The following is a 22,072-nucleotide window of genomic DNA, read 5'->3' as shown; positions in this document are numbered from 1 at the left end:
AAGGCAGACCCATGATCACACGTGCTTTCCTCGTCCTCGCCACCGGTGCCGTGCTCTCGGCCTGCCAGCCCGCAGTGCCCGATTCCGGGCGCGGCGTCGGGTTTGACGGCCAGTTCGCCGCCGAACAACGCCAGCGCGACCAGGCGCTGAGCGGCAGCGGTAGCGGCAGCATCCCGGCCCCGGCCCCGGTCAACGCCGATCCGCTGCCGCCCCCCGAGGAAGGCTCGCCCGAGGCCACGGCAGCGGAGACCGCGCGCGTGCTCGCCGCAACGCGCCCCGGTGCCAGCAATGGCGTCGGCAATGACCCGGCCAGCAATTCCGGCATCGCGCCGCTGCAGGCCAGCCCTGCGAATCCGGCACCGGTGCTCGATGGCGCGGGGATCTCGCGGGAAAACAATTTCGACGCCGTCAGCGATCAGCGCAGCATCAACGATGACGCGGCCCGGCTCGCCGCCAACCGCGCGCAATATCAGGTGATCGAACCGGAGGCACTGCCCGAGCGACGCGATTCGGGCCCCAACATCGTCGCCTATGCACTGCAGGCCAACCATGCCCGCGGCACCCAGATCTACAAGCGGATCGGCTTTAACAAGGCGGCGAAATACAACCGCGCCTGTGGCCAGTACAGCCATCCCGACCAGGCGCAGATCGCCTTCCTCGCCGACGGCGGGCCAGAGCGTGACCGCAAGGGCATGGACCCGGATGGCGACGGCTTCGCCTGCGACTGGGACCCGGGCCCGTTCCGCCGCGCCACGCAGGGCTGACAGGCGGCAGCCAATGCTGCACCAGTATCCTTCGCCCAATCACGGGCCGCGCCGCGACGGGCTTCTGCCATCGCTGGTGGTCATCCATTACACCGCGATGCAGAGCGTCGAGGCCGCGCGCGACCGGCTGTGCGATCCCGGGGCGGAAGTTTCGGCCCATTACCTGATCTCGCGGCAAGGCGCGGTGCTTCAGCTCGTCTGCGAGGAGCAGCGTGCCTGGCATGCCGGGCAGGGCGAATGGGCGGGGCAGGGCGACGTCAATTCGCGCTCGATCGGGATCGAGCTCGACAATGGCGGCAATCACCCTTTTTCCGAGCCGCAGATGACCGCGCTCGAGGATCTGTTGCGCGATGTCATGGCGCGCTGGTCGATCGCGGCTGCGGGTGTCATCGGTCACTCCGACCTCGCCCCGGGGCGCAAATCCGATCCCGGTCCGCATTTCGACTGGCCGCGCCTGGCCCGGCAGGGGCTTGCCGGCCATGCCGATGGTCCGGCGCCGAAATGCCACGAGGCCGCGCCCGCCGCATTCCGCGCGGCCGCGCGGTCCATCGGCTATACCGCCGAGGTGCCGCTCGACATCCTGCTGGCCAGCACCCGCCTGCGCTTCGCTCCCTGGCGCCGCGGCCCGCTCTGCGCCGCCGATATGAGGCTGCATCACGATCTGGGCTGCTGAACCGCCTCTTTATGCCCGAAATACTCATTCCCAGGCCCGAAACCGATTGACGCCCCCCACGCCGGAGCGCTAGGCCGACAGCGCGCGGAAGGCTGGATGGCCGCGGCGGGGCAACCCTGTCGAGGAAAGTCCGGACTCCCAGAAGAAACGGTGCCGGGTAACGCCCGGGCGGGGCAACCCGACGGATAGCGCCACAGAGAACAGACCGCCGCGGGCCAGGTCGGGCAACCGAAACCGGACCGCGGTAAGGGTGAAACGGTGGGGTAAGAGCCCACCGCGGGGCTGGCAACAGCACCGGCATGGCAAGCCCCACCGGGAGCAATGCCAAATAGGGACCGCGTGCCGTGCCTGGCGACAGGCAGGGCGGGGCTGCTTCTGCCCCAGCAGGTCCGGGTTGGCAGCTGTAGCCGCGTCGGCAACGGCGCGGTCAGAGGAATGGTCATCCAGAGGGGGAGGGGCGCAAGCTCTGACCCTTCGGACAGGATCCGGCTTACAGGCTTTCCGCGCAACCTTAACCGGGCCGCGCCCTCGGGAAATCGCGAAATCCCGGGAATTTTCCGGCGGCGGCGGCGATGTGGTGGAAATAGCGGTTGACTCGGCCGCGTGGCTGACTAGAACCCGAATTTCAGGATTTACGGGTGCCGAAGGGTGCACCTGAGCAGGAGAAGCGATATGGCTAAGCCAACCACGATCAAGATCCGTCTGAACTCGTCCGCGGGCACAGGCCATTTCTACGTCACCAAGAAGAACGCGCGCACCATGACCGAGAAAATGGTCATCAAGAAGTACGACCCGGTCGCGCGCAAGCATGTCGAATACAAAGAAGGCAAGATCAAGTAAGATTGCCCGTATTCGGGACAGTCAGGGGGCCGCGCATCTTGCGCGGTCTTTTGTTTCGTGGGGCCCGTTGCGCCTTTTACCAGCCGCACCGGCGGACCGGGTCGCGCTCCGGCAGGGGGAGGGAGCAATGGCCTCTCCCGTGCCGTGGAGCGCATCAGGCCCCCGCTGTGGCGCGAAACAATCGCGCAGAGACGCCGCCTGACCCACAGTGCCCCAACTTCATGGCTTCAGCCCCGCCGCGCCCGTCCGGGCGGGACGGGCATCACCCCGAACGGCGGCCGAGCCCCGCCGCGTCAAAAACGACAGAGCCGCTCTCATGCCCAAGGACGGTCATTACATCAACCGCAGCAACTGGCTGCGTGCCGCCATGCTGGGGGCCAATGACGGGATCGTCTCGATGGCCAGCCTGCTGGTCGGGGTGTCTGTCGCCGGGCTCGAGGACGGCAACCTGCTGCTGACCGGTCTGGCCGGTCTCAGCGCCGGAGCCTTTTCGATGGCGGCCGGAGAATATGTCTCGGTATCGGCGCAGTCGGATGTGGAGGCCGCCGACCTGGAACGCGAGCGCCGCGCCCTCGACGAAGATCCGGATTACGAGCTCAGCGAGCTGGCCGAAGGGCTGGAAATGCGCGGCGTCGCAAGCGAGCTGGCATTGCAGGTCGCAGCGCAGATGACCGAACACGACGCGCTCGACGCCCATGCCCGAGAAGAGCTCGGCCTGCATGATCCAGAAGGTCAGGCCCGCCCGCTTCAGGCCGCAGGCGCCTCGGCCGTCGCCTTCGCCCTTGGCGGGGGTCTGCCGCTGCTGGGAATGCTGGTGGCGTCGGCAGGCGATGTCTGGCTGTCGGTGGTGTTTGTCACCCTGCTGGCGCTGATCGGCCTGGGTGGCTGCGGTGCGCGGCTCGGCGGCGCCCCGATGGGCCCTGCGGTGCTGCGGGTATTGTTCTGGGGCGTGCTGGCGATGTCGGTGACGTCGGTGATCGGTCACGCCTTCTCGCTGCTGACACCCTGAGAACCTTTTTGCTGCGGAAAAGAAAAAGGCCGGTCTCCTGCGAGACCGGTCCTGATTTCAGCTATCTGACATCCTAAGATGCGCGACTTACTCGCGGTTGCCGAACAGCTGCAGCAGCATCATGAACATGTTGATGAAGTCCAGATACAGGTTCAGCGCACCCATGATCGCGGCCTTGCCGAGCCATTCGCTGTCACCGCTCTGGGCATGCGCCAGATAGGTGTTCTTGATGTTCTGCGTGTCATAGGCGGTCAGCCCGGCGAAGATCAGCACGCCGAGCGCGGAGATCGCGAACATCAGCGCCGAGGAGGCGAGGAAGATGTTGACGATCGAGGCCACGATCAGACCGATCACACCCATGATCAGGAAGCTGCCCCAGCCGGAGATATCCTTCTTTGTGGTGTAGCCCCAGAGCGACAGACCGGCAAAGGCGATGGCGGTGATCAGGAAAACCTGCGCGATCGAATAGCCGGTGAAGACCAGGAAGATCGAGCTGATCGAGATGCCCATCACGGCGGCGAAAGCGTAGAACACCACCTGCGCGGTCGCGGCCGACATCTTGTTGATCATGGCGCTGAAACCGAAGACAAACGCCAGCGGCGCGAACATCACCACCCATTTAAGCGGCGACGCATAAAGCGCATAACCGATATCGGTCAGGTACTTGTTCTCGGAAATCTGCGCGGCGGCAGCGCTCGGATCGCTGGTTACCGAAAGACCCGAAATCGCCCATGCCGCGGCAAAGGTGATCAGCATGCCTACGGACATTGTGCCGTAGACCTTGTTCATGTGGGCGCGCAGCCCCTCGTCGATAGCGGCGGCGCGGGTTCCGGCACGGGCCCGGATTGTGTTCACGTCAGCCATGTTTACCTCCATTGGCATGAAATTGCGTGACAGCAGGAACCACCACGTCATTGCCCCGAATATCGGGGCTGCGGGCGCGCAATTCAAGCCTCTCATTCGACCTTAATGCCGCAGTTTCGGGGGTTTCGCGACGTTTTGCGGGAAACCCGGCAGTCTGGTCCTTCCACGCCTCTACCAGCACCGGCTGAGATGGCCTTTTGCCGGTACGATCGTCATCCTCAGGTTGCATGCTCCCGCCAAGGGAAAGACGGAATCAGCAGTTTTCAGCCAAGTATCGCGATCCGGTTTCGCACCGAGGGTCAGAAGGACACGGCGTGCCGCCGCATTGTGAAAAGCGGCGAATTCTCACGATAATCCTTATTTTCGACCCTGCCCAGCCTTGAAGGTGACTTGCCGCGACATATCCTTTGCCCGGCGGCGGGCCGTGGCGCCCGCGCGGCGATTTTCCGCCAAGGGTTTCGTGACGGTATCAATACCGTCTTGGTTGTGCTAGGTTGCGGGGGAGCAAGAATGTTGCGCGGCAATGCGACCTGCCGCTTATGGTAACGCGTGGGGCGCCCCGTCAAACCCTCTACCGGTTGGCAGCCCGCTCTGCGTCCGTGCTAGTTGCATGTTTACGGCACGTGTTGTGCCTCCAGTTCAAGGGAAAACTCGCTATGGCTCATAAGGTGGACATCCACGTTGGCAAACGCATTCGCCAGCGGCGATGGCTGACGGGCATGACGCAGCAGCGGCTGGCCGAGATGGTCGGCATCAAGTTCCAGCAGATCCAGAAATACGAAACCGGTGCCAACCGGGTCAGTGCCTCCAGGCTCTGGGACATCGCCGACGCGCTCGAAGTGCCGGTTGCCTTCTTCTTCGAAGGGCTGAAGGAAGACGGTGCCGCGCCTTCGGACAATTCGGTGCCCGATGACTTGCTCAGCGACAAGGAAGCGATGGATTTGGTGCGTTCCTATTACGCCATGCCGGAAAACCAGCGCCGCCGCCTGTTCGAACTGGCCCGGGTGCTCAGCGACGTCGCCTGAGCCGCCTAAACGTTGCAGGTCGTCGCAACGGCAAGGCGCGCGAGCGGCGCCCTTCGCAGGTCCGCCCCTTCGAGGCGCGGCTCCTGCCGCTTCCGCTTGCATCGGATGTTCCAAGCTGGCAGGCCCTTCCCATGAGCAACCGCATTCTTTTCGATCCAGAAATCACCCGTGTCGCGCATCTGCTGGCGGATACCGCGCGCGAGGTGATCCTGCCCTATTTTCGGACCGCGGAACTGACGGCGGACAACAAGCTCGCGCAGGGCTTTGACCCGGTGACCGAGGCCGACCGCGCCGCCGAACGCGCAATGTGCGAGATCCTTGCCCGCGAACGCCCAAAGGACGCGGTGCTCGGCGAGGAATTCGGCGCGCGCTCCGGCACGTCGGGGCTCACCTGGGTGCTCGATCCGATCGACGGCACCCGCGGTTTCGTCAGCGGGACGCCCACCTGGGGCGTGCTGATCGCGCTCTCCGACGAGAAAGGTCCGTTCTATGGCCTCATCGATCAGCCCTATATCGGCGAGCGTTTCGAGGGCGGGCCGGATGGAGCGGCGATGCGGGGGCCACGGGGCGGCAGCGCCTTGCGCACCCGGGCTACGAAGGCGCTGTCGGATGCCGTGCTTTTCACCACCTTCCCCGAAGTCGGCAGCGCCGAGGAGGGACGCGCTTTCCGCGCCGTGGCCGATGGCGCGCGGATGGTGCGCTACGGGATGGACTGCTATGCCTATGCGCTGCTGGCCGCCGGTCACGTCGATCTGGTGATCGAAGCCGGGCTCGCGCCCCATGACATACAGGCGCCCATTGCGGTGATCGAGGCGGCAGGGGGCATCGTCACCGATTGGCAGGGCGGTCCGGCGCATCGGGGCGGACGCGTGATCGCCGCCGCCAACGCGACGCTGCATGCGGCCGCGCTGGAGATCCTCCGCCGCCATTGACGCGAACGCCGCGACTGCGCTAGCGTGAACGGGCTGGTTCTTCCCGCCCGTTTTCCATCAGCACATCGCATTTTCATGAGACGGGCTTGCCACTTCATCGGGAAGAACTGTCGTCATGTCCAGAAAACTCCAATCGGAAATCCTGCTGCGCAACGCCGATCACATCCTGACCATGGATGATGATCGTCGCGAATTGTCCCGCGCAGATGTGTTGATCCGCGACGGGATCATCGCCGATATCGGGCAGGGGCTCGGCGGCGCGGGAGAGGTCATCGAGGCCAGCGGCTGCGTGATCACGCCGGGCCTCGTCAATACCCATCACCACCTCTACCAGAGCCTGACACGCGCCGTACCGGGCGCGCAGGATGCGCAGCTCTTCGGCTGGCTGCAGCGGCTCTACCCGATCTGGGCGCGTTTCACGCCGGAGCATATCTTTGTCTCGGCGCAGATCGGCCTGGCGGAACTGGCACTGTCGGGCTGTTCGCTGAGCTCCGATCATCTCTATCTCTATCCCAACGGCGCGCGGCTCGAGGACACCATCGCCGCCGCCGAAGAGATCGGCCTGCGCTTTCACCCGACGCGCGGCGCGATGAGCATCGGGAACAGCGATGGCGGCCTGCCGCCCGATGCGCTGGTCGAGCGCGAGGCGGATATCCTGCAGGACTGCATACGCGTGGTCGATGCTTTCCATGACCCGAAGGACGGCTCGATGTGCCGGGTCGGCATCGCCCCCTGTTCGCCCTTTTCGGTCAGCCGCGACCTGATGCGCGAGGCGGCGCTGCTGGCGCGCGACAAGGGCGTGATGCTGCATACCCATCTGGCCGAGAACGGCGAGGATATCGCCTATTCTCTGGAGAAATTCGGCTGCCGCCCCGGTCAATATGCCGAGGATCTCGGCTGGGTCGGGCGCGATGTCTGGCATGCCCATTGCGTCAAGCTCTCGCCCGAAGAGATTGCCCTCTTCGCCGCCACCCGCACCGGCGTGGCGCATTGCCCCTGTTCCAATTGCCGTCTCGGTTCGGGCATCGCGCCGCTGCGTGCAATGCGCGATGCGGGGGTGCCGGTCGGGCTCGGGGTCGACGGGTCGGCGAGCAATGACGCGGGCAACCTGATCGTGGAGGCGCGTCAGGCGATGCTGCTGCAGCGGGTGGCCCATGGCGGTGACGCGATGAGCGCGCGCGAGGCGCTGGAGATCGCCACGCGGGGCGGCGCCGACATGCTCGGCCGTTCCGATTGCGGGCGGCTGATGCCGGGGAAACGCGCCGACATTGCGCTCTGGGATGTGTCGGGGATCAGCGCCGCCGGTTCCTGGGATCCGGCGGCCTTGCTGCTGGCCGGGCCGACGGCGGTGCGCGATCTCTTCGTCGAGGGCAGGGCGGTGGTGCGCGACGGTCAGATGCAGACGGTCGATCTCGCACCGCTCATCGCCCGCGCCAACCAACTGGCCCGCGGCCTTGCCGAGACGCTCTGACGAATCTTGTTGTCGGGGTAGCTTCAGCCGCCCCGCCGCTCTCCGGCGATCCAGACATCGGCAACGGCGCGATCATCGCCCATCATGATCGTCGCGAACAATGTTTCCCAGATGTCTTCCGCCCGCGCCGCGCGCTGCGCGATTGCCGGGGTCGAGGCGAGATCGAGGATGCAGAGATCCGCCTCCATCCCTGCCGCCAGCGTGCCGATCCGGTCCTGCAGATGCAGGCTGCGCGCCGATCCGGCGGTCGCGAGCCACATCAGCTCGGCCGCGTGCAGCGGCGTGCCACGCAGCTGCCCGATCTCATAGGCCGCCGCCATGGTGCGCAGCATCGAAAACGACGAGCCGCCGCCGGTATCCGTCGCCAGACCCACCGGAACGCCGCGCGCGCCCAGCCCGGCCATGTCAAACAGCCCCGAGCCGATGAAGGTATTGGAGGTCGGGCAATGCACCAGCGCCGCGCCGGTCTCGGTGATCCGGTCGATCTCGCGCTCTTCCAGATGGATGGCATGGCCATAAAGCGCCCTCGCGCCCAGCAGCCCATGCGCCTCGTAGGTATCGAGATAATCGCGCGCCTGCGGATAGAGCTCGCGCACCCAGGCGATCTCGTCGCTCTGCTCGGACAGATGGGTCTGCATCAGGCAATCGGGCCGCTCGGCCCAGAGCGCGCCAAGCGCCGCCAATTGTTCGGCGCTCGACGTCGGGGAAAACCGCGGCGTGATCGCATAGCTGGCCCGGCCCGTGCCATGCCAGCGGTCGATCAGCGCCTTGCTGTCGTCATAGGCGCTCTGCGCGCTGTCGCGCAGCCCCTCGGGCGCGTTGCGGTCCATGCAGGTCTTGCCCGCCACGATCCGCTGCCCGCGCGCCGCCGCGGCGCTGAAGATCGCATCGACGCTATGGGGATGGATCGTGCAATAGGAGGCGACGCTGGTGGTGCCGTGATCGAGCGTCAGGTCGAGATAGCGCCCGGCGATCTCCTCGGCATAGGCCGGATCGGCCAGCCGCATCTCCTCGGGGAAAGTATAGGTGTTGAGCCAGTCGATCAGTCGCTTGCCCCAGCTCGCGATGATCGCGGTCTGCGGGTAATGCACATGGGCATCGATGAATCCGGGACAGATCAGCGCCGCGTCGTAATCCGTCACCTCTGCTTGGGGATGCGCCGCGCTCAGCGCGGCACCGTCGCCCACGGCGCTGATCCGGCCGTCGCAGAGCAACACGCCACCGGCGCTGTCGATCCTGACAACATCCTGCCACGGCTGACGCATCGGATCGCCCGAAAATCGCAGCACCCGACCAAGGAGAAGTGTTTGTTTTTTCATGGCGACACTCTACGTCGCGCCGGAGTCGGGCACAATCGCCAAGCGGTTCCTGTGCCATTGTATCCATAAGCGGGGCCGCATAAAGTCGGCTGAAATCAGGGGAGGGCGGCGTTTGTCCGATCAGTTCGAGGCCAGTGAGACATCCGCCGCGCCAGAGGGCGACAGCGAGGATTATGCGCTGAGCCGCAAGGCGGTCGCGGCGATCCTCTATGCCGTTGAGATCGAGGATCAGGCGGCGCTGACCGAGCTGATGGAACCGCTGCACCCGGCCGACATCGCCGACCTTCTCGAACAGATCAGCGAATTCGACCGGACCCGGCTGATCCGGCTCTATGACCGCGAATTCGACGGCGAGATCCTCTCCGAACTCGACGAATCCATCCGCGAGGAAGTGATCGCGATCCTGACGCCGCAGGTGCTGTCCGATGCGGTGCGCGAGATGGACAGCGACGATGTCGTGGACCTGATCGAGGATCTCGAGGGCGAGCAGCAGGAGACCATCCTCGAAGCGCTCGGCGATGCCGATCGTGTCGCGGTCGAACAGGCGCTGACCTATCCGGAATATTCTGCCGGCCGCCTGATGCAGCGCGAAGTGGTGATGGCGCCGGAACATTGGAACGTCGGTCAGGCCATCGACCATCTGCGCGCCACCTCGGAGGAGGATCTGCCGGATCAATTCTACCACATCGTCATGGTCGATCCGCGGCTGCATCCGGTAGGCAATATCACGCTGGGCAAACTGATGCGGTCGAAACGCGAGACCCTGCTGAAGGACATTCTCGAAGAAACCTTCGAGATCATTCCGGCCACGCGCGACGAGGGCGACGTGGCCTATGCGTTCAACCAGTATCACCTGATCTCGGCCCCGGTGGTCGATGAGGAGGGGCGGCTGATCGGGGTCATCACCATCGACGATGCGATGGCGGTGCTCGACGAGGAACACGAGGAGGACATCCTGCGTCTGGCCGGTGTCGGCGAGGGCTCGCTCTCCGACCGGGTCTCGGAAACCACCAAACAGCGGCTGCCCTGGCTTGCGGTCAACCTGCTCACGGCGATCGCGGCCTCGATGGTGATCTCGCAATTCGAAGCGGCGATTGCACAGATCGTGGCGCTGGCGGTGCTGATGCCGATCGTGGCCTCGATGGGCGGCAATGCCGGCACGCAGAGCCTGACCGTCGCGGTGCGCGCCATTGCCACCCGCGACCTGACCGGCTCCAACGTCTGGCGGGTGATCCGGCGGGAATGTCTCGTCGGGCTGATCAACGGGCTGATCTTCGCATTGGTGATGGGCTTGGTCGGGCTGGTCTGGTTCGGTTCGTCGGCGCTGGGCTATGTCATCGCGGCGGCAATGGTGATCAACATGGTGGTGGCGGGGCTGGCGGGCACCGGCATCCCGATCGTGCTGGAGCGGATCGGCATCGACCCGGCGCTCGCCTCCGGCGCCTTTGTGACCACGGTCACGGATGTGGTCGGATTTTTCGCATTTCTGGGGCTGGCAGCGGTGGTATTGCTATGAAGGATCTCAATGAAACCAAGGCCGCGGCGCGCAAGATCGCCTTCGCGAATCGCAAGGCGGCCTTTCAGGCGGCGCGCGAATCCGGGGGCGCGCAGGGTGGTTATCTCTCCGAAGTGCTGGCGGGCTATCGCGGCGTGCCGCTCTCGGGCTTCATGCCGATCCTCACGGAGATCGACCCGCTGCCCGCCATGGCCGAGGCCTGTGCCCATGGTCCGGTCGGCGTGCCGGTGATCCAATGGCCGAACCATCCGCTGTCCTTCTCGCGCTGGAGCCCGGAGACCGAGATGGTCGCCGGAGCCTTCGGCGCGCTGATCCCCAGGGTGAACGATTATTTCGAACCGGAGATCCTGATCGTGCCGCTGCTGGCCTATAGCCGTCACGGCGGGCGGCTCGGCTATGGCGGCGGCTTTTACGACCGGACGCTGGAGATGCTGCGCGCCAAACGCGCGACATTGGCCATCGGCTTTGCCTTCGCCGGACAGGAGATGGAGGACCTGCCGCTGGAGGAAACCGACCAGCCGCTGGACCTGATTGTCACCGAGAAAGGCGTGATCACGCCAAGCTGAGAAGCCGTGAAGCGGGAGCCGCCGTGTCGGGCTCGCGCAGGGCCGCGCGCAGCAGCGCCGCCTCCCGCGCCTTCAGCACCGGCGCCGCGGTGTCGCCGAAACGGGCGATCCCGGCGGGCAGGTCGGGAAACAGCGCCAGCAGCTCGGCACGCGCGGCGCAGGAACTGCCCTCCAGCGCCATGTCGCTGAGAAAGAAGCTCTCGCTCCAGCAGCCATTGCCGCGGATGATCTGATGGGCATCGCACATCACGTGGCAATAACGGATGCGCGGGCAGGGCGCGCTGTCGATGCCCGGCAATCCGACGAGGAATTTCGCCGCGATCAGCATTTCCGCATGACCGAAAAGCAGCTCCGCGAGCGGCGAGGTCAGGAGCATCCGGTGTTGCGGCGATACGAGCAGCACCGTCTCGTTGTCCCAGGCGCCGGGGGCGAAGCGCACCGGCGCGAAGCGATCCTGCCCCGCGACTTCGCGCATCCCGCACCAGCGCAAAGGCTGCGCCCCATGATCGCGGGTCAGCACCAGATCACCGGCCTTCAGCTCCTCGACCGGTCGGCGGCCATCCACCGTGTCGATCAGCGTCCCGGCGGCGAAACAGGTGATGAAATTGCTGTAGTAATTGCTGCCCAGGTTATTGCCGCCGACCTTCACATAGGAGGTGCCGGGCGTGAGCGGCGTGTCGCTGGTGAAGCCAAAAACATCGCCGGCCACGCCGTTCTGCGAAAATACGGTGATAACGATCAGATCACCCACCGCATGGCCCTGATCGTCGATTGCCCAGAGCCCGATCAGCGACTCCGCCTCGATCGGCGTGCCCTCCGCGACGATGCCCCCGCCATCGAGCACCACGTGCTGCCCGGCCAGATCGTCCTCCATCACATCGGGCAGCGCGCTGCTGTCCTCGATGGTGATCTTCCTCGGCGTGCCGCCGGTGTAGCGAAACACCGTGCCATCCGGCGTGTCGGAATTATTGATCACGCCGTTGCCGAGCAGCGCCGTGTTGCTGCCGGAAATGACGGTGAGCGTGTCGCTGTCTGTGGCGAAGAAACTGCGGGTGACCATGGCCCCTGACTAGACCGGCAATCTTACCAATTCGTTGTCGCGAGACGCGAATTTGCAGCAGTTCGGTGCGCAGATCGCCCCAAAGCGCAATTATCGCTTGCCGCAACGCCGCCGCGGGCCTACCCATCCGGCCTATGAAAATACTCTTTCTGGGCGATGTCATGGGCCGCGCGGGACGCCGGGCCATCAGCGAAAACCTTCCGCGACTGCGCAAGGAATGGAAACTCGATTTCATCGTGGTGAACGGCGAAAACGCCACCGGCGGTATGGGCCTTTCCGGCTCCCACGCCAGGACCCTGCTGGAAGCGGGGGCCGACTGCCTGACGCTCGGCGATCACGCCTTCGATCAGAAGGACATGCTGAGTTTCATCGAGCAGGAACCGCGTATCATCCGGCCGCTGAACTTCTCGAAAACGGCACCGGGCAAGGGCGCGCGGCTGTTCACCGCGCAGAATGGCCGCAAGGTGCTGGTCGCCCAGGCCCTGGGCCAGGTGTTCATGAAACGGCCTTTCGATGACCCGTTCTCGGCGCTCGACCCGGTGCTGAAGACCCACCCGCTCGGCGGGCTGGCTGCGGCGGTGATCGTCGATATCCATTGCGAGGCGACATCGGAGAAGATGGCGATGGGCCATTATTGCGACGGCCGCGCCAGCCTCGTGGTCGGCACCCATACCCATGTGCCGACGAGCGACGCGATGATCCTGCCCGGCGGCACCGGCTATCTCTCCGATGCCGGGATGTGCGGGGATTATCATTCGGTGATCGGCATGGAAAAGACCGAACCGCTGCGCCGCTTCATCACCGGCATGCCCAAGGAACGCTTTACCCCGGCCAACGAGGAGGCGACGCTCGCGGGCGTCTATGTCGAAACCGACGACCGAACCGGGCGTGCCACGAGAATCGTGCCGATCCGCCAGGGCGGGCAGCTTCAGCAAAGCGCGCCCTGAGCATCTGCAGCGCCGCAGTGGCACTGTTGCGGATCTGCCGAAACGGCCATGAGCGCTGGCAAAGCAGCGCTTGCGGGCCATGAGGCGATCAGCGAAACTGCGGTTTGATTTTTACCCCCGAAGGGCAGGTTTTTCTCGTATGGAATGGTTCAGCTTCTCGGCAATGGAAACTGCCGTTCTGACGCTTGCCGTGGTGGGTCTCATGTTCGTCGCCTTCCTGCGCGAATCCTTCCCGACCGAAGTGGTGGCCATCGCCGGGGCGGCGCTGCTGCTCGGCATCGGGGTGCTGCCCTATGACGACGCGCTCGAGGTGCTCTCCAATCCGGCGCCCTGGACCATCGCGGCGATGTTCATCATCATGGGCGCGCTGGTGCGCACAGGGGCGCTCGACGTGCTGACCCGCACCGCCGAACGCTATGCCCGCACGAAGCCGCGTACGGCGGTGATCGGGGTGATCATCTCGGTGATGGCGGCTTCGGCGATCATGAACAACACGCCGGTGGTGGTGGTGATGATCCCGGTGGTGGTGCAACTCACCCAGACGCTCGGCACCAAGGCCTCCAAGCTGCTGATCCCGCTCAGCTATGCCGCGATCATGGGCGGTTCGCTGACGCTGATCGGCACCTCGACCAACCTGCTGGTCGATGGCGTCGCGCGCACCCAGGGTCTCCAACCCTTCGGCATTTTCGAGATCCTGCCGATCGGCCTCGTGGTCTGCACCTGGGGGCTGATCTACATGGCGTTCTTCGCCAACCGGCTGCTGCCGGAACGTGACAGCATGGCCAACATGCTCTCCGACAGATCGAAGATGAAATTCTTCACCGAGGCGGTGATCCCTCCCGAAAGCAACCTCATCGGCCGCGACGTGACCGATGTGCAGCTCTTCAAACGTGAGGGCGTACGGCTCATCGACGTGATCCGCGGCGACGATTCGCTGCGTCGCAACCTGTCGGACGTGCAGCTCCAGGTCGGTGACCGGGTGGTGCTGCGCACCCAGATGACCGAGCTCTTGAGCCTGCAGGCCAACAAGGAACTGCGCCGCGTCGATCAGCTCTCCGCCGTGGAAACCTCCACCGTCGAAGTGCTGATCACCCCGGGCTGCCGCATGGTCGGCCGTTCGCTCGGCTCCATGCGCCTGCGCCGCCGCTACGGGGTCTATCCGCTCGCGGTGCACCGGCGGAACCAGAACATCGGCCGCCAGCTCGACGACTTGATCGTCAAGGTCGGCGACACGCTGCTGCTCGAAGGCGCCGCCGCCGATATCCAGCGGCTCGCATCGGACATGGACATGGTCGATGTCTCGCATCCCTCCTCCAAGGCATTCCGCCGCGGCCATGCCCCCATCGCCATCGCCGCGCTCGCCGGCATCGTGGTGCTGGCCGCCCTCAACGTCGCGCCGATCCTGCTGCTGGCAATAGTCGCGGTGGCGCTGGTGCTGGTCACCGGCTGCATCGACGCGGACGAGGCATTCTCCTTCGTCGATGGCCGCCTGCTGGCGCTGATCTTCGCGATGCTGGCGGTCGGCGCGGCGCTGCAGAATTCCGGCGCCATCAACCTCATTGTCGACAATATCGCCCCGACCCTGTCGACCCTGCCGCCCTTCTTCGTGGTCTTCGCGGTGTTCCTGCTGACCACCACATTGACCGAGATCGTCTCCAACAACGCCGTCGCGGTGATCATGACCCCCATCGCCATCTCGCTGGCCTCGGCCCTCGGCCTCGATCCGCGCCCGCTGGTGGTAGCGGTGATGATCGCCGCCTCCTGCGCCTTCGCCACCCCGATCGGCTATCAGACCAACACGCTGGTCTACGGGCCGGGGGGCTACAAGTTCACCGATTTCATGCGCATCGGCGTACCGCTCAACCTGTCGATGTCGCTGCTCTGCAGCCTCGCGATCCCGATGTTCTTCTGAGCTGGGCTCAGGCCCGCCGCAGCTTCGACTGCGCCGAGAAATACCCCCCGACCCGGCAGATCTGCGCGGCAAAATCCGGATGCACCCCGGCATCGTCAAACCGCTGGATCCGCTCCTTGCTCAACCAGCCGCGTTTCTTCGCTTCCCTGGCAATCAGCCTGAGCCACTGCACCGCGTGAAAGGTCAGCTAGACCGACAGGTCATCGAGATATTCCGCCAGCTCGATCCCGCATCCCGGATCGAAGCCGTCGATCACCACCTCGACCATGTCCTGCGGCGCAATCGGCCAGGCTTCGTCGCCGATCAGCGATGATATCCCCGTCACCCCGCCGGAGGATAACAGCAAGACCGCACAGATCTTCACCATTGGCGAGCCGGGCGAAGCCGAGGTCCGGGTCACCGAGACCCCCGGCGGCCAGTTGTTCTTCAGCCTGCAGCCCACCTATACCGGCGACAGCCCGGCGGATATCGACGGCACCCTCTTTAACCTGAGCGATGACAGCAAGCTCGCCGGGCTGATCTTCTCTTCGGCGGAAAACAGCGGCGCAAGCGTCACCGACATTTAGGTCGAGGCCGACGACGTGCTGGCCCTGATGACCCTCCCCGCCGAGGAAAAGGACATACCCGCCGAGCCCGAGGACGCAGACCTCCGGCCGGAACTCTGATCGATGCCAAGGGCGCGCCTCTCACCAAGCGCGCCCCTTTCCCGCTTCTTTGGGGCAGAAATACCTCGGGGGTCCGGGGGCTGGCCCCCGGTCCGGTCCCTCCGGATGTCACAGAGGCCAGAACACCAGGATCGCCGGGATCGACACCGCGATGACAATGATCTCCAGCGGCAGCCCCATGCGCCAGTAATCGCCGAAATTATAGCCGCCGGGGCCGAGGATCAGCGTGTTGTTCTTGTGTCCGATCGGCGTCAAAAACGCCGAAGACGCCGCCACCGCCACCGCCATCAGGAAGGGGTCGGGCGAGACCTCCAGCGCCTGCGCCATCTGGATCCCGACCGGGGCCGCGACGATCGTGGTCGCGGTGTTGTTCAGCACATCCGACAGCGACATGGTCACCACCATTAGCACCGTCAGCACCACCCAGGCAGGCAGATCGCCGGTCAGGCCGACCAGCGCCCCGGCGATCAGCTCGGTGCCGCCGGAACTCTCCAGCGCCGCGCCGAGCGGGATCATCGAGCCGAGCAGCACCACCACCGGCCATTCGATATGGGTGTAGAGCTCGCTCAGCGGCACGATCTTGGCCAGCACATAGGCCACCACCACCATTCCCAGCGCGATGGGCAGATAGATCAGCCCGAAACTCGCCGCCGCCACCGCCGCGCCGAACAGGCCGATGGCCAGCCAGACCTTGGAATTCTCGGTCACCGCCAGACCGCGGTCGGCCAGCGGCAGCACGCCGAGCCATTCGGTGACATGCTGGGCCGTGTCGCGCGGCACCAGCAGGAGCAGGATATCCCCGACCTGCAATTCGGTCTTGCGCAGATGCGAGGTGATCCGCCGTCCGCGCCGCAAAATCCCCAGCAGCACGGTGCGCTGGCGCCAGTCGAGCCCCACTGCCTGAACGCTGCGCCCGTTGAGCCGTGAATCCTCCGGCACCACCACCTCGATGATCTCGACCCCCTCGCCATCGGCCTTGAGCCGCTCCTCGCGCTCGGGATCCGACAGATGCAGATCGAGCGTCGTGCGGAATTCGTCGAGCGCATCCGGCGTCGCCTCCAGCACCAGCGCATCGCCCGCCTTCAGCGGCACGTTGCGCGCCTGGCCATAACGCCGCTCGCCGTCCCGGATCAGCCCGAGGATTGCCACGTCCGCCTTGTCTGCAGCCTCCTGCAGCTCGGCCAGCCGCTTGCCGATCTGCTTGCTGTCCTCCGGCACGCTCAGCTCGGCGATATAATGCGAGATGTCCTCTACCTGCAGGGTCGCATCCTCACGCGACGGGATCAGCCGCCATCCGATGAGCGCCACGAAGATCAGCCCGGCCAGCGCCGCAATCCCGCCGACGGGGGCGAAGTCGAACATGCGGAAGGGCTCGCCCAGCGATTCCTGACGGATCGCGGCGATGATGATGTTGGGCGGCGTGCCGATCAGCGTCGCCATGCCGCCGAGGATGGTGGCGAAGCTCAGCGGCATCAGGCTCAGCCCCGGCTGCCGCCCGGCCTTGCGCGCGGTCTGGATATCCACCGGCATCAGCAGCGCCAGCGCCGCGACATTGTTCATGAAGGCCGAAAGCACCCCGCCGATCGCTCCCATCAGGGTGATATGCGCGCCGAGCGAGCGCGAGGCATCGACGAGCGTGCGGGTGATCAGCAGCACCGCCCCCGAGCGCACCAGCCCGGCCGAAACCACCAGTACCAACGCTACGATCAGCGTCGCGGGATGGCCGAAACCGTCAAAGGCGTTCTCGCTCGGCACCACCCCGAGCACCACCCCGGCCATCAGCGCCGCGAAGGCCACGAGGTCATAGCGGAACCGCCCCCAGAGCAGCAGGCCGAAGACCGCGATGAAGAGGCTGAAGAGGATGATCTGTTCTGTGTTCATGAGGGTCGGGCCTGCCTTGTCCTGTCTTACCTGCCCGAAGGCCTTGGACTGTAACTGGTTCAGCGCAGACGCTTTTCCACCCCCGAATGGCGCCGCCGCGCCGCCGCGCCCGGCGCGGGACCGCCGCGCCCTCAAGGCTGGCCCAAGCCGGGGAAAAACACCAAGGCTTGTCCGGGCGTCGCGGCTGGCTTATAGAATGCGCGACCTTTTTCACACACTTCAACGAGGTATTGATGGCCGGACACTCCAAATGGGCAAACATCCAGCATCGCAAGGGGCGGCAGGACAAGCTGCGCGCCAAGGTGTTTTCCAAGCTCTCCAAGGAAATCACCATCGCGGCAAAGATGGGCGACCCCGACCCGGACAAGAATCCGCGCCTGCGTCTGGCGGTGAAGGAGGCCAAGGGCCAATCCATGCCCAAGGACAATATCGACCGCGCCATCAAGAAGGCGATCGGCGGCGAGGGCGAGGATTACGAGGAAATCCGCTACGAGGGCTATGGCCCGAACGGCGTGGCGGTGATCGTCGAGGCGATGACCGACAACCGCAACCGCACCGCCTCGACGGTGCGCTCGACCTTCACCAAGAATGGCGGCAACCTCGGCGAGACCGGCAGCGTCGGTTTCATGTTCGAGCGCAAGGGCGAGATCGCCTATCCGGCCGAGGTCGGCGACAATGACACGGTGATGATGGCCGCGATCGAGGCCGGCGCCGAAGATGTCGAGAGCTCCGAGGAAGGCCATGTGATCTGGTGTGCCGACACCGATCTCAACGAGGTCGCCACGGCGCTGGAGAGCGAACTCGGCGACTCCACCTCGACCAAGCTGGTGTGGCGCCCGACCACCACCACCGAGATGGATCTCGAGAATATGGAAAAGCTGATGAAGCTGATCGAAGCGCTCGAGGATGACGACGACGTGCAGCGTGTCACCACGAATTTCGACGCCTCCGACGAGGTGATGTCCCAGCTCTGAACCTCCGGGCAGAGACACGCTACCGACACGATACCGAGACGGCCAATCCCTCTCCCGCGCGCCGGGGGAGGAACGAGAAATCGTTCCCGGCTTCTTCATTCCCGATGATTTCCCCCAGATTTGAGCGTATGCTGCGCCCTGTCAGCCAAATTTATGTGCTGGGAGGAGAAAATGTCGAAAATCGATGGTTTTGCACGCTGCTCATTGCTGGCGGCGCTGTTTCTTTGCGGCTCGAGTCGCGTCTTCGCCGAAGACGTCGATATCGATGCGGTACGCGCCGCCATTGAAAAATATCAAGACGTCACAATCGCTCTGGCCGATGGATATATCCGCGATCCGTCGGACCAATGTGTGAGCGCCGGGGACGAGGGCCTGCCGCCCGAACTCGGCGCCATGGGTATCCATTACATACATCCTGCCCGGTTGGGCATCACCGCCGAAGAACCACGCGTCGATGGCACCGGCACCCATACCGACTTCACCCAACCGAGCATCCTGCTCTATGAGCCGCAGGAGGATGGCACGCTTGTCCTGGTCGGGATCGAGAACCTGGTCTGGGAGGCCGCGTGGAAGACAGGTGGCAAGCCGATGCCCGAGATCAACGGCAAGGTCTGGGAAGCGATGGCCGATGACCCGGCGACCGAAGGCGACGAAGCGCACGGGTTCATGCCGCATTACGATCAGCATATCTGGGTGTTCCGCGACAACCCGAACGGCATGCTCGTTCCGTTCAATCCGAATGTGACCTGCGCACATCACAAGAGCCAATGAGCGGCACCCTGCCATGCCGCCCGATGCCGCGACCTGAACAAGAAAAAGGCCGCTCCCCAAAGGAGCGGCCTTGCAGCATCAACGTTCCAGAACCTCAGCGCGACAGGATGCGCATCCCCCAGAGACCCGACCAGAAACGGCGCGGCCGCCCGCTGGGAGGTTTCTGCTGGGCGATATGCGCCAGCGTGCGCTTCACGTCGTTGAGACGGTTCAACGCACCCTTTCCCCCGGCGCTGGCCTGCACCTTCAGGATCTTCGATTGTGTGTGAAGGGCCGCTTCGATGACGGCGAGCTCATCCTGGCTGACTTCCAGCTTTTGCGGCTGTGTGAACATTGGATCTTCCTTGAATTTATGGACCCCACATAGGAGCAGCCGCTCGTCTTCGCCAGCCCGGCGTGCCTGCTTCACGCCATTGTGTCGATTTTGTTACGGTTTGATTGCGCTTTGACGCGGCAATGCGCGTTTCGGGGCGTATGGCTTCGCGCTCCCGTAGCAAGGGACCGGCGCCGCCCGGGCAGGGCGGCCATATCCCGCGCTGCGGATTCGCCCGCGGCAAGCCAGCCTCAGACGATTGCAAGGCGTTGAAAAGCCTATATAAGCGAAGGCACATTCCCCGCGGGGAACCGTCACGGGAAATTCGCGTTGCTGTCCTCCTTCCTGCCCGGATTCGCTCTCAGCCTGACCCTGATCCTCGCGATCGGGGCGCAGAATGCTTTCGTGCTGCGCCAGGGTGTGCGGCAGGAACATGTGTTCTGGGTCTGCCTGACCTGCGCGCTTTCCGATGCTCTGCTGATCGCCGCCGGGGTGGCTGGGTTCGGCGCGCTGGCAGAGGCGTTGCCGATGGTCGAGACGGTGATGCGGCTCGGCGGCGCGGCCTTCCTGCTCTGGTACGGGCTGCAGAACGCCCGCGCGGCGCTGAAAGGGGGGGCGGCCCTCGACGTGACCGGGCAGGGCACACCGAGCCTGCGCCGCGCGGTCACCACGCTGCTGATGCTGACCTGGCTCAACCCGCATGTCTATCTCGACACGCTGGTACTGATCGGTTCGATCTCGGCGCAATATCCCGACCGGCTGGCCTTCGGCACCGGGGCGGTACTGGCCTCGTTCTGTTTCTTCTTCGCCCTGGGCTATGGCGCGCGGCTCCTGCGGCCGCTTTTCGCCAAGCCGGTGAGCTGGCAGATCCTCGACGCGCTGATCGCGCTGACCATGTGGGCGATCGCGCTGAAACTGCTGCTGATGTAGCCGCCGACCCGCGCGCCGGAGGCCGGGGCCGGGCGGATGTCCCTTGCCCTTTCCCGGCTCTTGGGAAATGGTCCGGGAATGAAAACGCCACTCGCCAATCGTCCGGTCACCGGCATCTTCTGGATGCTGGTAACGGGGTTCAATTTTATCATGGTCACCGCCCTGGTGAAATACATGGGACCGCGTCTGCCGGCCTCCGAAGCGGCGTTCCTGCGCTACGCCCTAGGGTTCGTGTTTCTGGCCCCGGCGCTTTGGTCGATGCGTCACACCCGCCTGACCGGGCGGCAATGGAAGCTCTTCACCCTGCGCGGTCTGCTGCATGCGCTCGGGGTGATCCTGTGGTTTTATGCCATGACCCGCATCCCGCTCGCCGAGCTGACGGCGATGAATTACCTGTCGCCGATCTACATCACCATCGGCGCCGCGCTGTTCCTCGGCGAAAGGCTCGCGGCAAGGCGCATCGTCGCGGTCTGCATGGGGCTGTTGGGAGCGGCGATCATCCTGCGTCCCGGTTTCCGGGAGATCACGCCGGGCCACCTGGCCATGCTCGTTACCGCGGTGGTCTTCGCCGGGTCCTACCTGCTGGCCAAGGTGCTGGCGGACGAGGTCAAACCGGCGGTGGTGGTGACCATGATGTCGGTTTTCGTGACGCTGGGCCTCGCGCCCTTCGCGCTGCCGGTCTGGATCACCCCGACCTGGACGGAGCTCGCGATTCTCTTCGGTGTCGCCTTCTTCGCCACCGCCGGGCATTTCACCATGACCCTGGCCTTCGCCGCCGCGCCGGTCACGGTGACCCAGCCGGTGACCTTCCTGCAGCTCCTTTGGGCGACGATCCTCGGCGCCGTGGTCTTCGCCGAACCGGTCGATTTCTTCGTCGTGCTGGGCGGGTTGGTGATCGTCGCCTCGGTGAGTTTCATCACTTGGCGCGAGGCGATGCTGAAACGCCAGATCACCCCGCCGGTGCACGCCGCCAAAGTCTGAGATCCGCACGCCCCAGTTTATTGATTGACGGGTCAATAAAGAAACGCCATCCTGACGCGGTCACTCACGCTCAAGGATCGAATCCCCATGCCCAAGGTCGGAATGGAACCCATCCGCCGCTCCGCGCTGGTCAAGGCCACGATCGCCGAGATCGGCGAGGCCCATTCGCTCGACGTCACGGTCGGGCAGATCGCCCGGCGGGCGGGGATGTCAACGGCGCTGGCGCATCACTACTTCGGCGGCAAGGACCAGATCTTCCTCGCCGCGATGCGCCATATCCTGGCCGAATACGGTGAACAGGTTCGCGGCCAGCTCGCCCAGGCGCGCAGCAAGCGCGGCCGTGCGGAGGCGATCATCATCGCCAGCTTCGACCAGACCTGTTTCGCTCCCGAGACCGTCAACGCCTGGATGACACTCTATGCGGCTTCCCCGACCAGCCCGGACACCCGCCGTCTGCTGCATCTCTACCAGCGCCGCCTGCGGTCCAATCTCACCCATGCGCTGCGCGGCCTGACACCCCAGCCCGAGGCCGATGCCGAGACGCTCGCGGCGCTGATCGACGGACTCTACCTGCGTGCCGCCCTGTCGCGCAGCGGCACCGCCACCGCCGCCCTACAAAGCGCGCTCTCCACCCTCGACCTGCTTTTGAAAGAGTGAGC

At 65.1% G+C, this 22,072-nt stretch carries 23 protein-coding genes and 1 other RNA gene; 18 read left to right on the top strand and 6 right to left on the bottom strand.

Annotation, left to right across the window (positions count from 1 at the left end):
• Nucleotides 1-11: 11 nt before the first annotated feature.
• The 5 genes from ACFSUD_RS05840 to ACFSUD_RS05820 all read left to right on the top strand — a co-directional run bounded on the left by ACFSUD_RS05840 (nucleotide 12) and on the right by ACFSUD_RS05820 (nucleotide 3,286).
• Nucleotides 12-764, top strand: a complete 753-nt coding sequence (locus ACFSUD_RS05840) for a hypothetical protein (protein ID WP_386372353.1) — start codon at nucleotides 12-14, stop codon at nucleotides 762-764.
• Nucleotides 765-777: 13 nt separating this feature from the next.
• Nucleotides 778-1,437, top strand: coding sequence for an N-acetylmuramoyl-L-alanine amidase (locus tag ACFSUD_RS05835; RefSeq protein ID WP_386372352.1), 660 nt, complete (start codon nucleotides 778-780; stop codon nucleotides 1,435-1,437).
• A gap of 84 nt (nucleotides 1,438-1,521) precedes the next feature.
• Nucleotides 1,522-1,946, top strand: an RNA gene (rnpB, locus tag ACFSUD_RS05830) — RNase P RNA component class A.
• A gap of 163 nt (nucleotides 1,947-2,109) precedes the next feature.
• A complete protein-coding gene (gene rpmG / locus ACFSUD_RS05825; protein WP_007119221.1) occupies nucleotides 2,110-2,277 on the top strand; it encodes a 50S ribosomal protein L33 in 168 nt (55 codons plus the stop codon).
• A gap of 316 nt (nucleotides 2,278-2,593) precedes the next feature.
• Entirely contained in the window at nucleotides 2,594-3,286 is a 693-nt protein-coding gene (locus tag ACFSUD_RS05820) for a VIT1/CCC1 transporter family protein (RefSeq protein WP_386372350.1), read from the top strand.
• Between the two features lie 87 nt (nucleotides 3,287-3,373).
• On the opposite strand, the gene ACFSUD_RS05815 is transcribed toward ACFSUD_RS05820, so the two are convergent.
• The gene (locus ACFSUD_RS05815; protein WP_386372348.1) at nucleotides 3,374-4,150 is read right to left on the bottom strand and encodes a Bax inhibitor-1/YccA family protein; all 777 of its coding nucleotides are present in this window, start codon (nucleotides 4,148-4,150) and stop codon (nucleotides 3,374-3,376) included.
• A gap of 656 nt (nucleotides 4,151-4,806) precedes the next feature.
• On the opposite strand from ACFSUD_RS05815, the gene ACFSUD_RS05810 reads away from it, so the two are divergent.
• The 3 genes from ACFSUD_RS05810 to ACFSUD_RS05800 all read left to right on the top strand — a co-directional run bounded on the left by ACFSUD_RS05810 (nucleotide 4,807) and on the right by ACFSUD_RS05800 (nucleotide 7,578).
• Nucleotides 4,807-5,175: a helix-turn-helix domain-containing protein gene (locus tag ACFSUD_RS05810; protein WP_386372347.1), complete on the top strand. Its 369-nt coding sequence runs from the start codon at nucleotides 4,807-4,809 to the stop codon at nucleotides 5,173-5,175.
• A gap of 131 nt (nucleotides 5,176-5,306) precedes the next feature.
• Nucleotides 5,307-6,107 carry a histidinol-phosphatase gene (gene hisN, locus ACFSUD_RS05805; RefSeq protein WP_386372345.1) on the top strand — a complete coding sequence of 267 codons (801 nt, stop codon included), beginning with the start codon at nucleotides 5,307-5,309 and terminating at the stop codon, nucleotides 6,105-6,107.
• 115 nt (nucleotides 6,108-6,222) lie between these two features.
• Nucleotides 6,223-7,578 carry an 8-oxoguanine deaminase gene (locus ACFSUD_RS05800; protein ID WP_386372343.1) on the top strand — a complete coding sequence of 452 codons (1,356 nt, stop codon included), beginning with the start codon at nucleotides 6,223-6,225 and terminating at the stop codon, nucleotides 7,576-7,578.
• A 23-nt stretch (nucleotides 7,579-7,601) separates the two neighbouring features.
• Here the strand turns inward: ACFSUD_RS05800 and guaD are convergent, their stop codons facing one another.
• Nucleotides 7,602-8,897, bottom strand: coding sequence for a guanine deaminase (guaD, locus tag ACFSUD_RS05795; RefSeq protein ID WP_386372341.1), 1,296 nt, complete (start codon nucleotides 8,895-8,897; stop codon nucleotides 7,602-7,604).
• Between the two features lie 112 nt (nucleotides 8,898-9,009).
• Here guaD and mgtE point away from each other — a divergent pair, with 112 nt between their 5' ends.
• Both mgtE and ACFSUD_RS05785 read left to right on the top strand, forming a co-directional pair.
• A complete protein-coding gene (mgtE, locus tag ACFSUD_RS05790) occupies nucleotides 9,010-10,413 on the top strand; it encodes a magnesium transporter (RefSeq protein ID WP_386372339.1) in 1,404 nt (467 codons plus the stop codon).
• Nucleotides 10,410-10,979: a 5-formyltetrahydrofolate cyclo-ligase gene (locus ACFSUD_RS05785; protein ID WP_386372337.1), complete on the top strand. Its 570-nt coding sequence runs from the start codon at nucleotides 10,410-10,412 to the stop codon at nucleotides 10,977-10,979. The genes mgtE and ACFSUD_RS05785 overlap by 4 nt, the downstream gene beginning before the upstream one ends.
• On the opposite strand, the gene ACFSUD_RS05780 is transcribed toward ACFSUD_RS05785, so the two are convergent.
• Nucleotides 10,966-12,039: a Hint domain-containing protein gene (locus ACFSUD_RS05780; RefSeq protein ID WP_386372335.1), complete on the bottom strand. Its 1,074-nt coding sequence runs from the start codon at nucleotides 12,037-12,039 to the stop codon at nucleotides 10,966-10,968. The two genes, ACFSUD_RS05785 and ACFSUD_RS05780, sit on opposite strands and share 14 nt — an antisense overlap.
• A 134-nt stretch (nucleotides 12,040-12,173) precedes the next feature.
• Here ACFSUD_RS05780 and ACFSUD_RS05775 point away from each other — a divergent pair, with 134 nt between their 5' ends.
• Nucleotides 12,174-12,986 (top strand): TIGR00282 family metallophosphoesterase, encoded by an 813-nt coding sequence (locus ACFSUD_RS05775; RefSeq protein WP_386372333.1) that lies wholly within the window; start codon nucleotides 12,174-12,176, stop codon nucleotides 12,984-12,986.
• 139 nt (nucleotides 12,987-13,125) lie between these two features.
• Nucleotides 13,126-14,898: an SLC13 family permease gene (locus ACFSUD_RS05770; RefSeq protein WP_386372331.1), complete on the top strand. Its 1,773-nt coding sequence runs from the start codon at nucleotides 13,126-13,128 to the stop codon at nucleotides 14,896-14,898.
• A 187-nt stretch (nucleotides 14,899-15,085) separates the two neighbouring features.
• Here ACFSUD_RS05770 and ACFSUD_RS05765 read toward each other — a convergent pair whose 3' ends face one another.
• Complete coding sequence (locus tag ACFSUD_RS05765) at nucleotides 15,086-15,244, bottom strand: hypothetical protein (RefSeq protein ID WP_386372329.1); 159 nt, start codon at nucleotides 15,242-15,244, stop codon at nucleotides 15,086-15,088.
• 73 nt (nucleotides 15,245-15,317) lie between these two features.
• Between ACFSUD_RS05765 and ACFSUD_RS05760 the strand changes: the two genes are divergently transcribed.
• Entirely contained in the window at nucleotides 15,318-15,464 is a 147-nt protein-coding gene (locus tag ACFSUD_RS05760) for a hypothetical protein (protein ID WP_386372327.1), read from the top strand.
• Between the two features lie 207 nt (nucleotides 15,465-15,671).
• On the opposite strand, the gene ACFSUD_RS05755 is transcribed toward ACFSUD_RS05760, so the two are convergent.
• Nucleotides 15,672-17,444 carry an SLC13 family permease gene (locus ACFSUD_RS05755; protein WP_386372325.1) on the bottom strand — a complete coding sequence of 591 codons (1,773 nt, stop codon included), beginning with the start codon at nucleotides 17,442-17,444 and terminating at the stop codon, nucleotides 15,672-15,674.
• Nucleotides 17,445-17,677: 233 nt separating this feature from the next.
• Between ACFSUD_RS05755 and ACFSUD_RS05750 the strand changes: the two genes are divergently transcribed.
• Entirely contained in the window at nucleotides 17,678-18,418 is a 741-nt protein-coding gene (locus tag ACFSUD_RS05750; RefSeq protein ID WP_386372323.1) for a YebC/PmpR family DNA-binding transcriptional regulator, read from the top strand.
• Nucleotides 18,419-18,589: 171 nt separating this feature from the next.
• A complete protein-coding gene (locus ACFSUD_RS05745; protein WP_386372322.1) occupies nucleotides 18,590-19,189 on the top strand; it encodes a hypothetical protein in 600 nt (199 codons plus the stop codon).
• A gap of 94 nt (nucleotides 19,190-19,283) precedes the next feature.
• On the opposite strand, the gene ACFSUD_RS05740 is transcribed toward ACFSUD_RS05745, so the two are convergent.
• Nucleotides 19,284-19,523, bottom strand: coding sequence for a hypothetical protein (locus tag ACFSUD_RS05740; protein WP_386372320.1), 240 nt, complete (start codon nucleotides 19,521-19,523; stop codon nucleotides 19,284-19,286).
• Between the two features lie 312 nt (nucleotides 19,524-19,835).
• Here ACFSUD_RS05740 and ACFSUD_RS05735 point away from each other — a divergent pair, with 312 nt between their 5' ends.
• The 3 genes from ACFSUD_RS05735 (at nucleotide 19,836) to betI (ending at nucleotide 22,070) form a co-directional block, all read left to right on the top strand.
• Nucleotides 19,836-20,432 (top strand): LysE/ArgO family amino acid transporter, encoded by a 597-nt coding sequence (locus ACFSUD_RS05735; RefSeq protein WP_386372593.1) that lies wholly within the window; start codon nucleotides 19,836-19,838, stop codon nucleotides 20,430-20,432.
• 78 nt (nucleotides 20,433-20,510) lie between these two features.
• Nucleotides 20,511-21,413, top strand: coding sequence for a DMT family transporter (locus ACFSUD_RS05730; RefSeq protein ID WP_386372318.1), 903 nt, complete (start codon nucleotides 20,511-20,513; stop codon nucleotides 21,411-21,413).
• 87 nt (nucleotides 21,414-21,500) lie between these two features.
• Nucleotides 21,501-22,070, top strand: a complete 570-nt coding sequence (gene betI / locus ACFSUD_RS05725; RefSeq protein ID WP_386372316.1) for a choline-binding transcriptional repressor BetI — start codon at nucleotides 21,501-21,503, stop codon at nucleotides 22,068-22,070.
• Nucleotides 22,071-22,072: the final 2 nt, after the last annotated feature.

It is taken from the genome of Sulfitobacter aestuarii, assembly GCF_042685005.1.
Taxonomy (GTDB): domain Bacteria; phylum Pseudomonadota; class Alphaproteobacteria; order Rhodobacterales; family Rhodobacteraceae; genus Sulfitobacter; species Sulfitobacter aestuarii.
Note: the sequence above shows the minus strand (reverse complement) of the source record. Positions and strands in the feature narration are given on the sequence as shown.